At 68.7% G+C, this 16210-nt stretch carries 12 protein-coding genes; 9 read left to right on the forward strand and 3 right to left on the reverse strand.

Annotated elements, in window-relative coordinates:
• Positions 1–151: 151 nt before the first annotated feature.
• From Q9R08_RS13975 to Q9R08_RS13985, 3 genes are read right to left on the reverse strand one after another with little or no spacing between them, the layout of a single operon-like run.
• Positions 152–1903 carry a type 2 periplasmic-binding domain-containing protein gene (locus Q9R08_RS13975; protein ID WP_308868705.1) on the reverse strand — a complete coding sequence of 584 codons (1752 nt, stop codon included), beginning with the start codon at positions 1901–1903 and terminating at the stop codon, positions 152–154.
• 32 nt (positions 1904–1935) lie between these two features.
• A complete protein-coding gene (locus tag Q9R08_RS13980) occupies positions 1936–2892 on the reverse strand; it encodes a carbohydrate ABC transporter permease (protein ID WP_308868706.1) in 957 nt (318 codons plus the stop codon).
• Positions 2893–2902: 10 nt separating this feature from the next.
• Complete coding sequence (locus Q9R08_RS13985) at positions 2903–3904, reverse strand: ABC transporter permease (RefSeq protein WP_308868707.1); 1002 nt, start codon at positions 3902–3904, stop codon at positions 2903–2905.
• Positions 3905–4236: 332 nt separating this feature from the next.
• Between Q9R08_RS13985 and Q9R08_RS13990 the strand changes: the two genes are divergently transcribed.
• From Q9R08_RS13990 to Q9R08_RS14030, 9 genes are all read left to right on the forward strand, one after another.
• A complete protein-coding gene (locus Q9R08_RS13990) occupies positions 4237–5244 on the forward strand; it encodes a LacI family DNA-binding transcriptional regulator (RefSeq protein WP_308868708.1) in 1008 nt (335 codons plus the stop codon).
• 159 nt (positions 5245–5403) lie between these two features.
• Complete coding sequence (locus Q9R08_RS13995) at positions 5404–7191, forward strand: ABC transporter ATP-binding protein (RefSeq protein ID WP_308868709.1); 1788 nt, start codon at positions 5404–5406, stop codon at positions 7189–7191.
• Positions 7192–7318: 127 nt separating this feature from the next.
• Positions 7319–8413 (forward strand): Gfo/Idh/MocA family protein, encoded by a 1095-nt coding sequence (locus tag Q9R08_RS14000; protein ID WP_308868710.1) that lies wholly within the window; start codon positions 7319–7321, stop codon positions 8411–8413.
• A gap of 266 nt (positions 8414–8679) precedes the next feature.
• Entirely contained in the window at positions 8680–9981 is a 1302-nt protein-coding gene (locus tag Q9R08_RS14005; protein WP_308868711.1) for an ABC transporter substrate-binding protein, read from the forward strand.
• 72 nt (positions 9982–10053) lie between these two features.
• Positions 10054–11049 carry a carbohydrate ABC transporter permease gene (locus Q9R08_RS14010; protein WP_418001354.1) on the forward strand — a complete coding sequence of 332 codons (996 nt, stop codon included), beginning with the start codon at positions 10054–10056 and terminating at the stop codon, positions 11047–11049.
• Positions 11046–11969, forward strand: a complete 924-nt coding sequence (locus Q9R08_RS14015) for a carbohydrate ABC transporter permease (protein WP_308868713.1) — start codon at positions 11046–11048, stop codon at positions 11967–11969. Before Q9R08_RS14010 ends, Q9R08_RS14015 begins: the two co-directional genes overlap by 4 nt.
• Before the next feature lie 23 nt (positions 11970–11992).
• Positions 11993–12640 carry a DUF624 domain-containing protein gene (locus tag Q9R08_RS14020; protein WP_308868714.1) on the forward strand — a complete coding sequence of 216 codons (648 nt, stop codon included), beginning with the start codon at positions 11993–11995 and terminating at the stop codon, positions 12638–12640.
• A 47-nt stretch (positions 12641–12687) separates the two neighbouring features.
• A complete protein-coding gene (locus Q9R08_RS14025; protein WP_308868715.1) occupies positions 12688–14826 on the forward strand; it encodes a beta-galactosidase in 2139 nt (712 codons plus the stop codon).
• Between the two features lie 31 nt (positions 14827–14857).
• The gene (locus tag Q9R08_RS14030) at positions 14858–16141 is read left to right on the forward strand and encodes an ABC transporter substrate-binding protein (protein WP_308868716.1); all 1284 of its coding nucleotides are present in this window, start codon (positions 14858–14860) and stop codon (positions 16139–16141) included.
• Positions 16142–16210: the final 69 nt, after the last annotated feature.

Here is a 16210-nt window from a genome sequence, read left to right on the forward strand (position 1 = left end):
TCGGAACGCAGCCGACGCCATCCGCGACAGCCACCCTCGGCATCCGTGTTTCCCACACCGGTCGCCGCCGAGGGGGACGCGGATGCCCCACCCCGAACACAGACGAAGGGCCCGGGATGCAGCATCCCGGGCCCCTCGCGTCATGCGGATATCAGTTTGCGAACTCCTCCGCCACGGCGACTCGCGCGTCGTTCTGCGACTTCGCGTTGTCCATGTCGAACTCGAGCACCTGCTCGTAGCCGAGGCCGTTCGCGGTCTCGATGAGCTCGTCGCGGAGCGACTCGAACTGCGCCTCGCTCTCGGCGAAGACCATCTGCCACGAGTACTGCTTGATGATCTCCTTGACCTGGTTGCGCAGCGTCTCGATCTCGGAGTCGTCGGCAGGAGCCGCGTAGCTGGCACCCGGGGCGACGAGCACCTGGTCGTTGGCCTGCAGGTACTCCATCGTCGAGGTGACGTCGCCCATCTTCGCCGACCAGTCCTCGGTCAGCGGGTTGGCGATGGCGGCCTGGTAGGTCGGCCAGAACGTGTAGCTGTAGGGCAGGCCGGTCTCGGCGTCCGTGTCGATCGGGAGGACCGCGCTGAGGTTCAGCGCGGAGACGCCGTCGGCGTACTCGCCGCCGCCCCACTCCTCGGGAACCGTCGCGCCGCCCTGCAGGAACACCTGGTTGCCGAAGTCCGTGAGCTCGGGCTCGCCGGCGTCGTTGACCTCCCACGTGAGACCCTGGGGTCCGGCTGAGGCTCCTGTCTGGCTGCTGTTGGCGTACGCGCCCTCGGCGGAGTACAGCCAGTCGACGAACGCGGCGATGCGCTCCGGGTCGTCGGCCTTCGACCCGATCGCGAAGACCTGCTTGCCGCCGTACGCCTCGGCGCCGTACGAGAAGATGTTCTGGTCCTGCAGGGGCGCCATCTCGAAGCCCTTGCCGGCGGCCATGTTCTCTTCGGTGTTGTACGCCGACTGCCCGAGCCAGGGCCACCACGAGAACAGCACCTGGCCGTTCTGGAACTTCGAGAACAGCGTGTCGTAGTTCTGCGTGGTCGACTCCGGGTCGACGAGACCGAGCTGGTTGGCGTCGAAGTAGAGCTTCAGGTTGCGGATGTACTCGCCGTCGGGGTCGAGGATGCTCTGGTAGTCCGACCCGTCGGCCTTGGCCAGCACGAACCCGATCTCGTCGTAGCCGTAGAAGCACGCCGGCTGCTTGGCGGTGACCATCATGTTGCCGTCCCAGTCCTTGAACAGCGAGAAGGCGTAGGTGGGCTGGCCGTTGTCGGCGGTGGGGTGGGCCGCCTGCATGTCGGCGAGCACCGGGAGCAGGTCCTCGAGCGTGCCGATCTCGGGGTAGCCGAGCTCCTTGTAGTAGTCCCAGCGGACATACGGGCCGAAGGTCGGATTCAGGCCCTCCGACGGCTCGGTGGGCTTGAGGGAGGAGACCGCGGACGGGAAGCCGTAGATGCCGTCCTTGCCGTCGTTGAGCTTCTCGACGGCCGCGTCGAACTCGGCGGCGTTGTCCATCGCCGGGTAGTAGTTCGACGAGTCCTGCACCAGGCCGCCCTCGATGAGCTCGTCGAGCTTCTCACCCTTGTCGGTGATGATGAGGTCGCCCAGGTCACCGGCGGCGACGCGCGTGTTGTACAAGGTGTCGCCACCGCCCGCGACGTTCGGGGCGATGATGTTCAACTTCATGTTGAACTTGTCCTTGACGATCTTGGCGAACCAGCCCTGCTGGACGCCCATGTAGTTCGCGAGACCGTCGAACACGTCGATCGTGATCTCCTTGTCCCACTTCTCGGGGAACTGGTCGATCGCACCTTGATCGTCGCCGCCGCCCGCGCTGCACGAGGCCAGCGATCCCGCGGCGAGCAGCGCCACGAGCGCCAGGGACACCTTCTTTCGAAGCTTCATTGCTTTCCTTTCTTGGTGGTGCGTGGCCGCCGTCAACCCTTGACGGCGCCCAGCATGATGCCCTTCACGAAGAAGCGCTGGAACAGGGGATAGATGAAGATGATGGGCAGCACGACCAGCACCGAGACGGTCATGCGTATCGAGGTCGGCGTCTGCTGGGTCGCCACCCCGGCTATCTGGCCGAGATTGCCGCCGGCGTTCTGCGCGGCCTGCGCGAGACTCGACGCCTGGTTGATGAACATGTAGAGCAGGTACTGCAGCGTGTAAAGGCTCTGATCGGTGATGTAGATCAGCGTGTCCTGGAAGCTGTTCCACTGCGTCACCGCGCTGAAGATCGCGATCGTCGCGAGGATCGGCGTCATGTTCGGCAGGTAGACCCGGAAGAAGACCTGCAGGATGTTGGCGCCGTCGACCTCGGCGGCCTCCTGCAGCTCTCGCGGCATCGACTCGACGTAGGTCTTGGCGAGGATCACGTTGAACGGCTGCACCACGAACGGCAGCACGTAGACCCAGAAGTTGTTGGTGAGGCCGAGCGTCTTCATGATGATGAACACCGGGATCAGGCCCGCGCTGAAGTACATCGTGATGATCAGGAAGCGGTACCAGAACTTGCGTCCCCACATGCGGGTCTGCGTGAACATGAACCCGAGGAACGCGGAGGCGAGCACCGTCAGCACGGTGCCGATCACGGTGCGGCCCACGCTGACCACGGTCGCCATGGGCAGGCCCGGCAGCTGGAACACCTGCGTGTAGTTGGACAGGTGGAACCCGACGGGCCACAGGCGCACGTCGCCGAGCGCTGAGACGTCGTTCGCGCTGACCGAGTTGATGATCAGGTAGTAGAAGGGGTACGCGCAGATGATCGCGAACAGCAGGAACAGCGCGTAGTTCGCGATGCGGAACAGCACATCGCCGACCGTCACCCGGTAGCGGGCGGAGGTGTCGCCGCGCTTGGCCGTAGTGAGCGTCTTCGTCATCGTCGTGGTCATGACCCGGCCCTCAGACGATCGATTCGCCGCGGACGCGCTTGGAGACCGCGTTGACGGTGAGCAGGAGGGCGACCGAGATGAGGCTCTTCAGCATGCCGATCGCGGTGGCCAGCGACAGGCTGTTGCCCGTCATGCCGATGTTGTAGACGTACAGGTCGAGCACCTGGATCCACTCCTTGTTGAACGCGTTCTGGAACACGTAGTACTGCTCCATGCCGTTGTTGAGGATGTTGGCGATCGACAGCAGCAGCAGCACGAGGTAGGTCGGCATGAGCTGCGGCACGGTGATGTAGCGCATCAGCTGGAAGCGCCCGGCGCCGTCGATGCGTGCCGACTCGTAGAGCGACTGGTCGATGCCCGCGATCGAGGCGAGGTAGATGATCGCTCCCCAGCCGAGTCCCTTCCAGATGCTCCAGAGCGTCATGGTGATCCAGACGTTCTGGTCGCTGTCGAGGAACTTGATCGGCGCCGTGATCAGCCCCGCATCGTTGAGCACATCGTTGACCAGCCCCGAGCTGGAGAAGAGCGAGAAGGCGATCATGTACACGAGCACCCACGAGATGAAGTTCGGGAGCGCGGTGAGGGTCTGCACCGAGTTGCGGAACCACGGCGCCTTGACCTCGTTGAGGAGGATCGCGAAGAACAACGGCAGCACGGATGTCGCGATGCCCAGGAAGCTGATCGCCAGGGTGTTCATCAGCACCTGGCCGATCTGGGCCATCTGCGTCGGCGAGCTCACGAGCATCTGGAACCACTGCAGCCCGACGAACTCGCTGCCCTCGAGACCGAGGGCCGGCTTGTAGTCGTAGAGCGAGTAGATCCAGCCGTACAGCGGCAGGTACGAGAACAGGAACGCCAGGACCAGGAACGGGACGATGCAGAGGAACAGCGTGAACGACGTGCGGCTGCCTGCGGGACGCAGCCGGCGACCGCGGCGTCGCTTCGCCCCCTGATCGAGGTTGTGGACGGCGGCCTCCTGGAAGACCGTCTGCGCTTGAGCCTGCGTGGTCATCGGACCGTGCCCGGGTGCGCGGCATCCGCCGAGACTGCCGCCGGGTGAGCATGACGCCGTTCCATGTCACTCCTTCGTGTACGTGGCTGCCGCTCCATCGAGGGCGGGTTTTCGGGATCGAGTGTCGAATCGCTTCGATTTCGAACCGCTTCGATTGAAGAGTAGGCGGGAGGGCCTGATTCGTCAAATGTCCTCGCGTAACGCGGAGGTAACGATCGGGCGCGGTTGCGCACGGCGTCCATACGAGGGAAAACGCCTACCATGGTCGGACCGGGCGCGCGGGGGCGCCCGTTCCCGGTCGGGCGCCGGGAGAACAGGACGGGACGAGCGACATGAAGCGAGTCGGCATCCGTGATGTCGCCGAACGCGCCGGCGTATCGATCAGCACCGTCTCGAACGCGCTCAACCGTCCGCACATGGTCAGCGAGCGTCTCGTCGACCGGGTCCGCTCGGCCGCCGACCAGCTCGGCTACGTGCCGCTGCAGGCGGCGCAGCAGCTGCGCGCGGGCCGGTCGGGCCTCCTCGGCATGACCGTGATCAACATCGCGAACCCGTTCTTCGCCGACATGGTCGCCGGCGCCGAGGACGCGGCATCCACCGCGGGGCTCCGCGTGCTCGTCGGCAACTCCAGCGACGACGTCGCCAAGGAACGCGATCACCTCGAGCTCTTCGAGCGCGTGCAGGTGGAGGGCGCCCTGGTCAGCCCGTTCGGGCCCCTCGAGCCCTGGCTGCAGCGGCTCCGCGGCCGCGGCATCCCCGTCGTCCTGGTCGATGCGGTGGACGACAGCGGCGAGCTGCCCTCGGTCTCGTTCGACGACCTCGCCGGCGGCCGGCTCGCGGCCGAGCACCTGCTCGCGACCGGGCGCCGTCGCCTCGCCTTCGTGGGGGCGCGTGAAGAGGTGCGGCAGGTGCGCGAGCGCCTGGAGGGCGCACGCCTGGCCGTCGCCGCGCACGACGGCGCCTCCCTTGAGCCCATCTGGACGTCTCGCACCACGTCGGATCTCGGCCGCGCCTTCGGCGAGCAGCTCGCGGCCCGGTCCTCCGCCGAACGGCCCGAGGGGATCGTGACGTCGAACGACCACCTCGCCATCGGACTCGTCCACGGCCTGATCTCGCGCGGCGTGCGCGTGCCCGACGACGTCGCCGTCGTCGGCTACGACGATATCGAGTTCGCGGCGATCGCCGGCGTGCCGCTCACCTCGGTGCGCCAGCCTGCCCGCGAGATGGGCCGCACGGCCGCGGAGATCCTGCTGGCCCGGATCGCCGGCACCGCCGGTGCCGATCTCGGGAACGTGATCTATCAGCCGGAGCTCGTCGTCCGCGCCTCGACCGCGGGATAGATCCACGGCCTCAGCCGCCCGACCCGCGGGACAAGGCGCCCAGACCGCGGGCTGTCACGTCGGCAGTGAGCCGTCGCCGAGGCGGGCGGTCGTGCCGCTCGAACGTCATGGAACCCTCCGTCGTGCCGCGGCGGCGGCATCCGTCAGTACCATGACATCATGACGCAGAAAGCGTTTACCGGCGCGGTGCGCATCATCACCATCGCCCAGAACCCCCGCCCAGGCCGCTCGGTGCTGGCGCTGCTCGCGCGCCGCCCCGCGCGCATGACCGCCGCCATCCTCGCGTTCGCGTGCAAGGAGATCCCGCTGTGGTTCCTGCCGGTCGTGACGGCGAAGATCATCGACCTCGTCGCGACCGGCGGCGATGTGTCGACCGTGCTGGTGTGGTTCGCGATCGCGGCGGTGCTGCTCATCCAGAACTACCCGATGCACATCGTGTACACGCGCAACTTCATGACGGTCGTGCGCGACACCGGCGCCGGCCTGCGCAACGCCCTCGCCGCGCGCCTGCAGAGCCTGTCGATCGGCTACCACACGCGGGTGAGCTCCTCGATCGTGCAGACGAAGGTGGTGCGCGACGTCGAGAACGTCGAGCTCATGCTGCAGCAGGTGACGCACCCGCTGCTGTCGTCGACGATGGTGCTGATCGGCGCGATCGTGATGACGGCGATCGCCGTGCCCCAGTTCCTGCCCGTGTACGCTCTCGCGGTGCCGATCGCCCTCGTGCTGCGCGCCACACTCAGCCGCCGCTCGCGCGCCCGCAACGAGGTGTTCCGTCGCGAGGTCGAGGGGTTCGCCGCACGCGTCGGCGAGATGGCCTCACTCATCCCGGTGACCCGCGCGCACGGCCTCGAGCGCACCGCCGTCTCGCGCGTCCAGGCCGGTGCCGACGGCGTCCGCCGCGCAGGGCTCGACCTCGACATGCTCAACGGCCACGTCGCGTCGATCTCGTGGGTCACGATGCAGCTGCTCGGACTCGGATGCCTCGTGCTCGCCGCGATCTTCGCGCTCACCGGCATCCTCCCGATCACTCCCGGCGAGGTCGTGCTGCTGTCGACGTACTTCACCCTGCTGACGCAGGGGCTGACGTCGCTGCTGATGCTCATCCCGGTGGGCGCCCGCGGCCTCGAGTCCATGCGCTCGATCTCGGAGGTCCTCCAGGAGCCCGACCTCGAGCAGAACGAGGGCAAGCGCGCGGTCGCCCAGGTCGGCGGCCACCTGGAGCTGCAACACGTGTCGCACCGCTACGACGGGGCGGAACGGGATGCCGTGCACGACGTCTCGCTCGACATCCCGCCCGGCGAGACCGTCGCCTTCGTGGGGTCGTCGGGATCGGGCAAGTCGACGATGCTCAACCTCGTGCTGGGCTTCGTGCGCCCGACGTCGGGGCGCATCCTGCTCGACGGCGCCGACATGCAGAGCCTCGACCTGCGGACGGTGCGCCAGGCCGTCTCGGTCGTGCCGCAGGAGTCGGTGCTGTTCGAGGGGACCATCCGCGACAACATCGCGTACGGCCTCGACGACGTGTCGGAGGAGCGACTGCACCAGGCGCTGCGCGATGCGAACGCGGCAGAGTTCGTCGACCGGCTGCCCGAGGGCTGGAACACCGTCGTCGGCGAGCGGGGCGCCCGCCTGTCGGGCGGGCAGCGACAGCGTCTCGCGATCGCGCGGGCGCTCGTCCGCGACCCGCGGATCCTCCTCCTCGACGAGGCGACGTCGGCACTGGACCCCGAGTCGGAGGAACTCGTGAAGGACGCGCTCAACCGCCTCATGCGCGGGCGCACCACCCTCGTCGTCGCCCACCGCCTGTCGACGATCCGCCAGGCGGACCGGATCGTCGTCCTCGAGCACGGCGAGGTCGTCGAGGTCGGCGGGCACGACGCGCTGCTCGCCGCCGAGGGCCGCTACGCCCACCTCCACGCCACGCAGGCCGGACGGCCGCGCTGACGGGAGCCTGCCGGCTCGTGGGGCGACCGCCGCTGCGGGATAGCGCTTTCCGTTCGCACCGCCTACCCTGGAGGAGCGGATGCCGCAGGCTGCGGCATCCGCCCTCGATCCACCCGAAGGAGCCACCGTGACCGAGAACCTGCGCTGCGCCATCGTGGGCACCGGGGCGATCGCCCACTCGCACGCGCGGGCGATCGCCGCGTACCCGCGGGCCGAGCTGGTCGCCGTGACCGACCTCAGCCGCGCATCGGCCGAGACCTTCGCCGCCTCCTACGGCGGACCCGTCGTCTATGACGACCTCGAGACCCTCCTCGCCACCGAGCACCCCGATGTGGTCCACGTCTGCACTCCCCCGGGCGCGCACGCCGCGCAGACCATCGCCGCCTTCGCGGCCGGCGCGCACGTGGTCGTCGAGAAGCCCCCGGCACCGTCGCTCGACGAGCTCCAGGAAATGACGGATGCCGCAGCCGCCGCCGACCGCCGGCTCGCGGTCGTCTTCCAGCAGCGCACCGGCACGGCGCCCGCGCACGTGAAGCGGCTGCTCGACTCCGGCGCGCTCGGGCGCCCGCTCGTCGCCCAATGCCAGACGCTGTGGTACCGCGACGCCGCCTACTTCGCGGTGCCGTGGCGCGGCAAGTGGGAGACCGAAGGCGGCGGTACGACCCTCGGCCACGCCATCCACCAGCTGGACCTGCTCGCGTTCCTGCTCGGCGACTGGACTCGCGTCGAAGGCCGACTGTGGCGCCTGGACCGCGAGACGCAGACCGAGGACGTGTCGACGGCGACCGTCGTGTTCGAGGGCGGCGTGGTCGCCCAGGTCGTCTCGAGCACGCTCTCACCGCGCGAGGTGAGCGCGATCCGCATCGACACCGAGAAGGCCACGATCACTGTCGACCACCTGTACGGTCACGGCCACGACGACTGGCGCATCACGCCCGCCGCTCACGTCGACGCCGATGAGTCGGCGACGTGGGAGATCACCGGCCCCGAGGAGCGCAGCGACCACATCTATCTGCTGCGCGACGTCTTCGATGCGCTGCGATCGGGGGCTCCGCTCCCGCCGACGGCCGATGCCCCCGCCCGGTCGATCGAGCTGGTCGCGGCGATCTACGCGTCGGCCGATGCCGACGGCGCGGTGGTGACGCCGGCCGACCTCGCCGCGCACCCGACGCACCGCAAGAGCTTCGCCAGCGCCGTGATCGACCTCCGCCCCGACCACTGAGCAGCTGAGGTCCACGGGCCGCCCGCCGCCCGAGCGGCCCGATGTCGGCGGTTTGGCATCCGACTCCGACCACGCGCGCGCTCGTTACTGAATCGTTCCAAAGTTTCTCGTGAACGTCTTGCGAAACGTTTTTAGAACAGGTACCGTAGCGGGCAAGCGCTTTCCAGCACCGCACGTTCTGCACCCGGATGCGCCCACACCGCACTCACAGACGACGAATGTCTCGCGCGGAGAAGCGAACGCAGACGTTCACAAGGAGGACAAGGATGTTCAGCAAGAAGCGGGCACTCGCCGTAGCCGCGATCGCGGCCGGCGCCGCCCTGGTGCTCGCCGGCTGTGCCGGCGGCAGCGATGAGGCCCCCGATGCCGCCCCGACCTTCGATCCCAACGAGGAGGTCAGCCTCGACCTCGCGTTCTGGGGCAACGACGTGCGCGCCGACCTCTACAACCAGGCGATCGACGCGTTCAACGAGGAATACCCCAACATCACGGTCAACGCCACGTTCCTGACCTTCCCCGAGTTCTGGGAGAAGCGGCAGACCGAGGCGGCCGGCGGCAACCTCCCCGACGTCATGCAGTTCGACTACTCCTACCTGCGTCAGTACTCCGAGAACAACCTGCTGCTCGACCTCGATCCCTACCTCGGCAACATCATCGAGACCGACCCGCTCCCGGAGAACATCCTCGACATCGGCGTCGTCAACGACACGACATACGGCATCACCACCTCCACCAACGCGTGGGGCCTCTTCACCAACCCGGTCCTCCTCGAGAAGGCGGGCGTCGCAGAGTTCGAAGGCGGCAGCTGGGACGACTACGCCGAGTGGATGGGCGAGGTCACCGACGGCGCCGGCGGCGAGTTCTGGGGCGGTGCCGACTTCACCGGCCGCATCCAGAACTTCGAGCTGCAGCTGCGCTCCGAGGGAGAGAACCTCTTCAACGAGGACGGCACGCCCGGCTTCGACGAGGAGCGCCTCACCGAGTTCTGGGAGTCCGGCCAGGACGTCCGCGACGGCATCGGCATCCCGCAGCAGCGCGTCGAGGAGGTCGCCCCGAAGGGCGCCTTCGACAGCGCGCTGACGGCCAGCGAGCTCACGTGGGACAACTTCGGCGCGGGCTACCTCGCCGGCCTCGGCGCGGGCTACACCGAGCTGGGCCTGATCGCTCCGCCCGTGACGGAGGAAGGCGCGAAGGACCTCTACCTCAAGCCCTCGATGCTCCACACGATCTCCGCCAGCACCGAGCACCCGGAGGCCGCGGCGACGCTCGTCAACTTCCTCGTGAACTCGCCCGAGTCGGGCGAGATCTTCGGCACGAACCGTGGCCTGCCGGCATCGGAGACCGCCCTCGAGGCCGCCGAGCTCGACCCGCTGAGCCAGCAGGTCAAGGACTACGAGGCCTCGATCGCCGACCGCCTCGGCGACGCCCCGCCGGTGCCGATCGTCGGCTACGGCACGCTGGAGGAGAAGTTCCGCCAGCTGGGCACCGAGCTCGCCTTCGGCACGGTCACGGTCGATGACGCGGTCTCGCAGTTCTTCGCCGAGATGGACGTCGTCCTCAACCAGTGACAGCCTTCCGGGCCCGGGTGCACGAAGCGCCCGGGCCCGGAACACCACTCCCAACCCGTATCGGAGAGTCTCGTGAGCACCACAGCGACCAGAGTCATCGTGACCGGTGAGAAGTCATCGCGTCGTTCCCTGTTCCGCCGGTCCCGTCCGGAGCAGGTGGATCGTCCGGGCATGCGCAAGCGTGCCGTGAAGGAGACGGCCGCCGGTTACGGGTTCCTGGTGCCGTGGCTGGTGGGGTTCTTCGGCCTGACGCTGATCCCGATGGCGTACTCGCTGTACCTGTCGTTCACGAGCTACAACATCTTCAGTCCGCCGAAGTGGATCGGCTTCGACAACTACATCCGGATGTTCACCAGCGACCCGGCGTTCATCCAGTCGGCGCAGATCACGCTGATCTACGTGGTGGTCGGCACTCCGATCACCCTCGCCGCGGCTCTCGCGGTGGCGATGCTGCTGAACTACCGCGACCGTGGCGCCGGGTTCTTCCGGTCCGCGTTCTACGCACCGTCGCTGATCGGCGGGTCCGTGTCGGTGGCCATCGTGTGGCGGGCGATGTTCGCCAGCGACGGCCCGGTCGACAACGGCCTGTCCTCGATCGGCATCGATCTGGGCGGCTGGATCGGAAACCCCGCGCTGGTGCTGCCCGCGATGATCCTCCTCGCGATCTGGCAGTTCGGCGCCACCATGGTCATCTTCCTCGCCGGCCTCAAGCAGATCCCCAAGGAGCTGTACGAGGCAGCCGAGATGGACGGCGCCGGCGCCTGGCACCGGTTCCGCGCCGTGACGCTGCCCATGCTGTCCCCGGTGATCTTCTTCAACCTGCTGCTCGGCCTGATCGGCGCGTTCCAGGTCTTCGCGTCCGCCTACATCATCAGCAACGGCACCGGCGGCCCCGCCGGCATGACGAACTTCATCACCCTGTATCTCTACAAGCGCGGCTTCAGCGACGGCCAGATGGGCTACGCGGCCGCCATCGCCTGGGTGCTGCTGATCGTCGTCGCCGTCATCGCCTTCATCCTCTTCCGCACCCAGCGAAGCTGGGTCCACTACGCCGGAGACAACCGATGAGCACCACAAGTTTCGGCGAACCCGCCATCGCCACCCTCGAGAACCAGGTCGACGCCACCCCCCGCGCCCCGCGACGCAAGGTCAAGCGCAAGACCTGGCAGACCGTGATCTGGTTCATCGTGCTCATCGCGGTCACCGCGGTCGTGCTCTACCCGCTGGTCTGGCTGCTGTTCGCCACGTTCAAGCCCAACAGCGAGTTCGGCTCGAACATGGGCCTCATCCCGAACGCGCCCACCATCGACAACTACACGAAGGTGTTCGAGGGCATCGCCGGGGTGCCGATGTGGCGGTTCTTCCTGAACTCGTTCATCATCGCCGCCGGCTCCGTGATCGGCGTGCTGCTGTCGTCGTCGCTGGCCGCGTACGCGTTCGCCCGCATCCAGTTCAAGGGTCTCAGCGTGCTGTTCGCCGCGATGATCGGCACGCTGCTGCTGCCGTTCCACGTCGTGATCATCCCGCAGTACATCATCTTCAACCGGCTCGACATGATCGACACCTTCTGGCCGCTGCTGCTGCCGAAGTTCCTTGCCACCGAGGCGTTCTTCGTGTTCCTGCTCGTGCAGTTCATCCGCCAGATGCCCCGCGACATGGACGAGGCGGCGCGCATCGACGGCGCCGGCCACATGCGCATCTTCTGGTCGATCATCCTGCCGCTGATCAAGCCTGCCCTGATCACCTGCTCGATCTTCGCGTTCATCTGGGCCTGGAACGACTTCCTCGGCCCCCTGCTGTACCTGACCAGCCCCGAGAACTACCCGCTGCCGATCGCGCTGCGCCTCTACAACGACCAGACCTCGGTCAGTGACTACGGCGCCACCGTCACCGCGTCGTTCATCGCCCTCATCCCCGTCCTCCTCTTCTTCTTGGTGTTCCAGCGCTTCCTCGTGGACGGCGTCGCCACCCAGGGCCTCAAGGGCTGACGGATCCCGGAAAGAGACAGCACATGAACCGCCGAGAACTCCGCGCCGCGCGCCGGGCCGACGCCTCCGGCAGCGGCCCGACGCTCGAGGAGCGCGAGCCCGCCCGCTTCCCGGGTGCGAAGGGCGCCTTCGCGCTGTTCGGCGAGGTGCTGCTCACCGGCCTGCTGGTGACCGTCGCCGGGATCCTCGTCGTCACGCTCCCCGCAGCACTGGCCGCCGGCATCCGACACCTGCGCCGGTATGTGAACGCCGAGCAGTCGCACGTGCGGACGTTCTGGCAGGACTGGCGTGCCGCGCTCCCGGGCGGACTGGTCGTCGGCATCGCCGCCATCGCGCTGACGCTCCTGCTGCTGCTCGACATCGACCTGGCGAACTCGGGCGCGCTGCCCGGCGGTCCGCTCATCTCGATCGTCGGATGGCTGGGGCTGGTGGCCGGGGCGGTCGCACTGCTCGGGGCCGCGGGCGCCTGGACGCCCGAGCACGGCTGGCGCGGCGCGGTCCGCGGCATCCCGTCCGCGCTCGCGGCCGATCCCGTCGGCGCCCTGTACCTCGCCGCTGCAGCCGTGCTCGTCGGCGTGATGACGTGGATGCTCGCCCCGCTCATCGTCGCCGGACTCGGCTGCGCCGCCTTCGCGGTCGTCGCCGTCCCGGCGCGCCGCGGCCGTCGCTGACACGGCCTCCGAACCCCGCTGCAAGACCGAGACAGGAGCTGCTCGACGTGCTGTACGGCGCCGATTACAACCCCGACCAGTGGCCCGAAGAGGTGTGGGACGACGATGTGCGCCTCATGCAGGAGGCCGGCGTGAACATCGTCAGCCTCGGCATCTTCGCGTGGTCGCGCATCCAGCCCGCCGAGGACGTGTGGGACTTCGCCTGGCTCGACACCGTCATCGAGAAGCTGCACGCGGGCGGGATCGCGGTGAACCTCGCGACCGCCACCGCCTCTCCCCCGCCCTGGGTGAGCGCCACGTACCCCGAGACCCTTCCCGCCGACGAGTCCGGCGCCTCGTACTGGCCGGGAAGCCGCCAGCATTTCGCCCCGTCGTCGCCGACGTACCGGCGTCTCGCGGGTGAGCTGGTGCGACGCCTGGGCGAGCGCTACGCGCACCACCCCGCCGTCGTGATGTGGCACGTGGGCAACGAGTTCGGCTGCCACCTCTGGATGGACTTCTCGGATGCCGCGCGCGACGCGTACCGCGTGTGGCTTCGCGACCGGTACGAGACGATCGACGCGCTGAACGCGGCCTGGGGAACGAGCTTCTGGTCGCAGCGCTACGGCGCCTTCGACGAGATCTTCCCGCCGCGTCTCGCCCCCTACAGCCACAACCCGTCGTCGATGCTCGACTGGCGGCGCTTCACCAGCGACATGCTGCTCGAGTGCTACCTCATGGAGCGCGAGATCCTGCAGCGCGCCGGCGCCACGCAGCCGATCACCACGAACTTCATGGGCCCGTTCAAGCCGGCGGACTACCGCAAGTGGGCGCCGTTCATGGACGTCATCGCCGACGATTGCTACCCCGACCCCGCGAACCCGAACCGCGTGCGCGACGCCGCGTTCCAGCGCGACCTCATCCGCTCGCTGAAGCCGGGTGTGCCGTGGCTGCTGTGGGAGCAGGCGACGGATGCCGTGAACTGGCGTCCTGCCAACCCGGGCAAGCGCCCCGGCGCCCTGATGGCCGAGACCGCGCAGTCCGTCGCGCGGGGTGCCGACGGCATCATGTTCTTCCAGTGGCGCCAGTCCCGCGCGGGCAGCGAGAAGTTCCACTCGGCGATGCTGCCCCACGCCGGCACCCAGACCCGCACGTGGGACGCCGTGACCGAGCTGGGCGCGCGCCTGGCCGCGCTGCCGGAGCTTCCCGCGCCCGGCCGCGACGCGCAGGTCGCACTGGTCTTCGACTGGGAGAACTGGTGGGCGGTCGAGGAGCGCGACCACCCGACCGAGGTCGACTACCTGGCGCTCGTGCTGGAGTGGTACGGCGCGTTCCACGCCCGCAACATCCAGGTCGACATCGTCGGCCCCGAAGAGGTCGGTGACGCCTATCGACTGGTGGTCGCCCCCGCCCTGTACCTCCTCCGCGATGAGGGCGCAGCCGCGCTCGCGCGCTTCGTCCACGACGGCGGGACTCTGCTCACCGGTCCCTTCACCGACATCGTCGACCAGCACGACCAGTTCCGCGACGGCGGATTCCTGACGCAGCTGGGGCCCGTGCTCGGCCTGCGGTTCGAGGACTTCGGCGCGCTCGCGGGATCCGCGGCGAGCGCCGGCGGCGTGGGCGCCCTCAGCACCGACGCCGTCCGCGCCGCGCGCACCGCCGCCGCGGCGGGCACCGTGACGTTCGGCCTCGACGGCGCGGAGCAGCGCGGCCGCCTGGTCGCCGAGGCCGTCCACGCGGCCGGAGCGGACGTCGTCGCTTCGTTCGCGTCGGGTCTGCGGGCGGGATCGCCCGCTCTCACGCGCCACCGCTACGGATCCGGCGAGGCCTGGTACGTCGCGACCGTGCCGGCGGGTGAGCGGCCGGTGGGTAACGGCCCTTCCGCCGGCGGCGGTGCGAGCGGCGTGGCCGACGCGCTCGGCGCCGTCGTGGCGACCGTGGTCGCGGCATCCGGTGTCCGTCCCGTGGTCGAGGGACTGCCCGCAGGCGTCGAGGCGGCACGCCGCGGCGACCTCGTCACCCTGATCAACCACGGCGACGCCCGGGTCGAGATCGCGATCGACGGAACGGATGCCGAGACCGGCGTCGCCGTCGACCGTGTGGTGCTCGACGCGCAGGGCGTCGCCTTCATCACCGCACCGGTCATCCCCGGCGCGGGCCCCGCCCCCGCGTCCGCCGCGCGTGATGCCCTGAGCCTCTCCTGACCCCAACCCGATCAACGACTGGAGCACCCTGATGCCCGCACCTCGCACCCTGTTCGCGGCAGCCGCCCTGACCGCAGGCGCCGCACTCGTCCTCGCCGGCTGCGCCGGCGGCGAGCCGGATGAGGCCGCCGCCTTCGACCCCGACGAGAAGGTCACCCTGGACTTCGCGTTCTGGGGCAACGACGACCGCGCCACCCGTTACAACGACCTGATCGCGGCGTTCAACGAGGAGTACCCGAACATCACGATCAACACCTCGTTCACCGACTTCCCGAGCTTCTGGGAGAAGCGGCAGACCGAGGCCGCGGGCGGCGGACTGCCCGACGTGTTCCAGTTCTCCGACAGCTACCTTCGTCAGTACGCCGAGTCGGGCAACCTGCTCGACCTCGGCGAGGTGTCGGACTACATCGACACGACCACGTTCGACGACTCGCTGCTCGGCACGGGCGCGCTCGACGGCGTGCAGTACTCGCTTCCGACCGGCTACAGCCTGTGGGCGAACTTCGTCAACGACGACCTCGTCGCGCAGGCGGGCGTCGAGGCACCCGAGGCCGGCACCAGCTTCGTCGACTTCGACGACTGGATGGCCGACGTCACGGACGCCACGGGCGGCGCGGTCTACGGCGGCACCGACTACACGCAGCGCATCCAGGTGTTCGAGCTCGCGCTCCGCGCCAACGGCGGCAACCTGTACACCGAGGACGGCGAGCTGGGCTTCACCGAGGACGAGCTGCGCGACTTCTGGGAGTCGGGCGCCGAGATCCGCGACGGCGTCACCGTGCCGCAGCAGAAGCTCGAGGAGCTCTCCCCCAAGTCGGGCTTCGGCGCCGGCATCACGGCGAGCGAGATGAGCTGGAGCAACTTCCTCGGCGGTTACCTCGCCGACTCGGGCGCCTCGTCGATCTCGATCGTCGCTCCGCCCACCGCTGAGGAGGGCTCGAAGGACCTCTACCGTCAGGCCGGTCTGCAGGTGGCGATCGCGAAGAACACCGAGCACCCCGAGGCCGCGGCGCTCTTCCTCGACTTCGTGGTGAACAGCCCCGAGGCCGGCGAGATCTTCGGCACCACGCTCGGCTTCCCGGCGTCGTCGTCGAAGCTCGAGGGCACGACCCTCGAGGGCGCCGACAAGCAGGTCGCCGACTACATCGAATCCGCCGCCGACCGCATCGGCGACGCCCCGCCCGTGCCGGTCGTCGGATACGGCTCGCTCGAGCAGACCTTCTGGGACCTCGGCAAGTCGATCGGCCTCGGCGCCCTCTCGGTCGACGACGCCGTGACGCAGTTCTTCTCCGAGGCGGACGCCATCCTCGGCTGAACTCGTCGAAACCTGGGACCTGTCGAAGGCAGGAACACGGATGCCGCGGCCTCGTGCCGCGGCATCCGT

Source organism: Microbacterium psychrotolerans (assembly GCF_031085295.1).
Taxonomy (GTDB): Bacteria; Actinomycetota; Actinomycetes; order Actinomycetales; family Microbacteriaceae; genus Microbacterium; species Microbacterium psychrotolerans.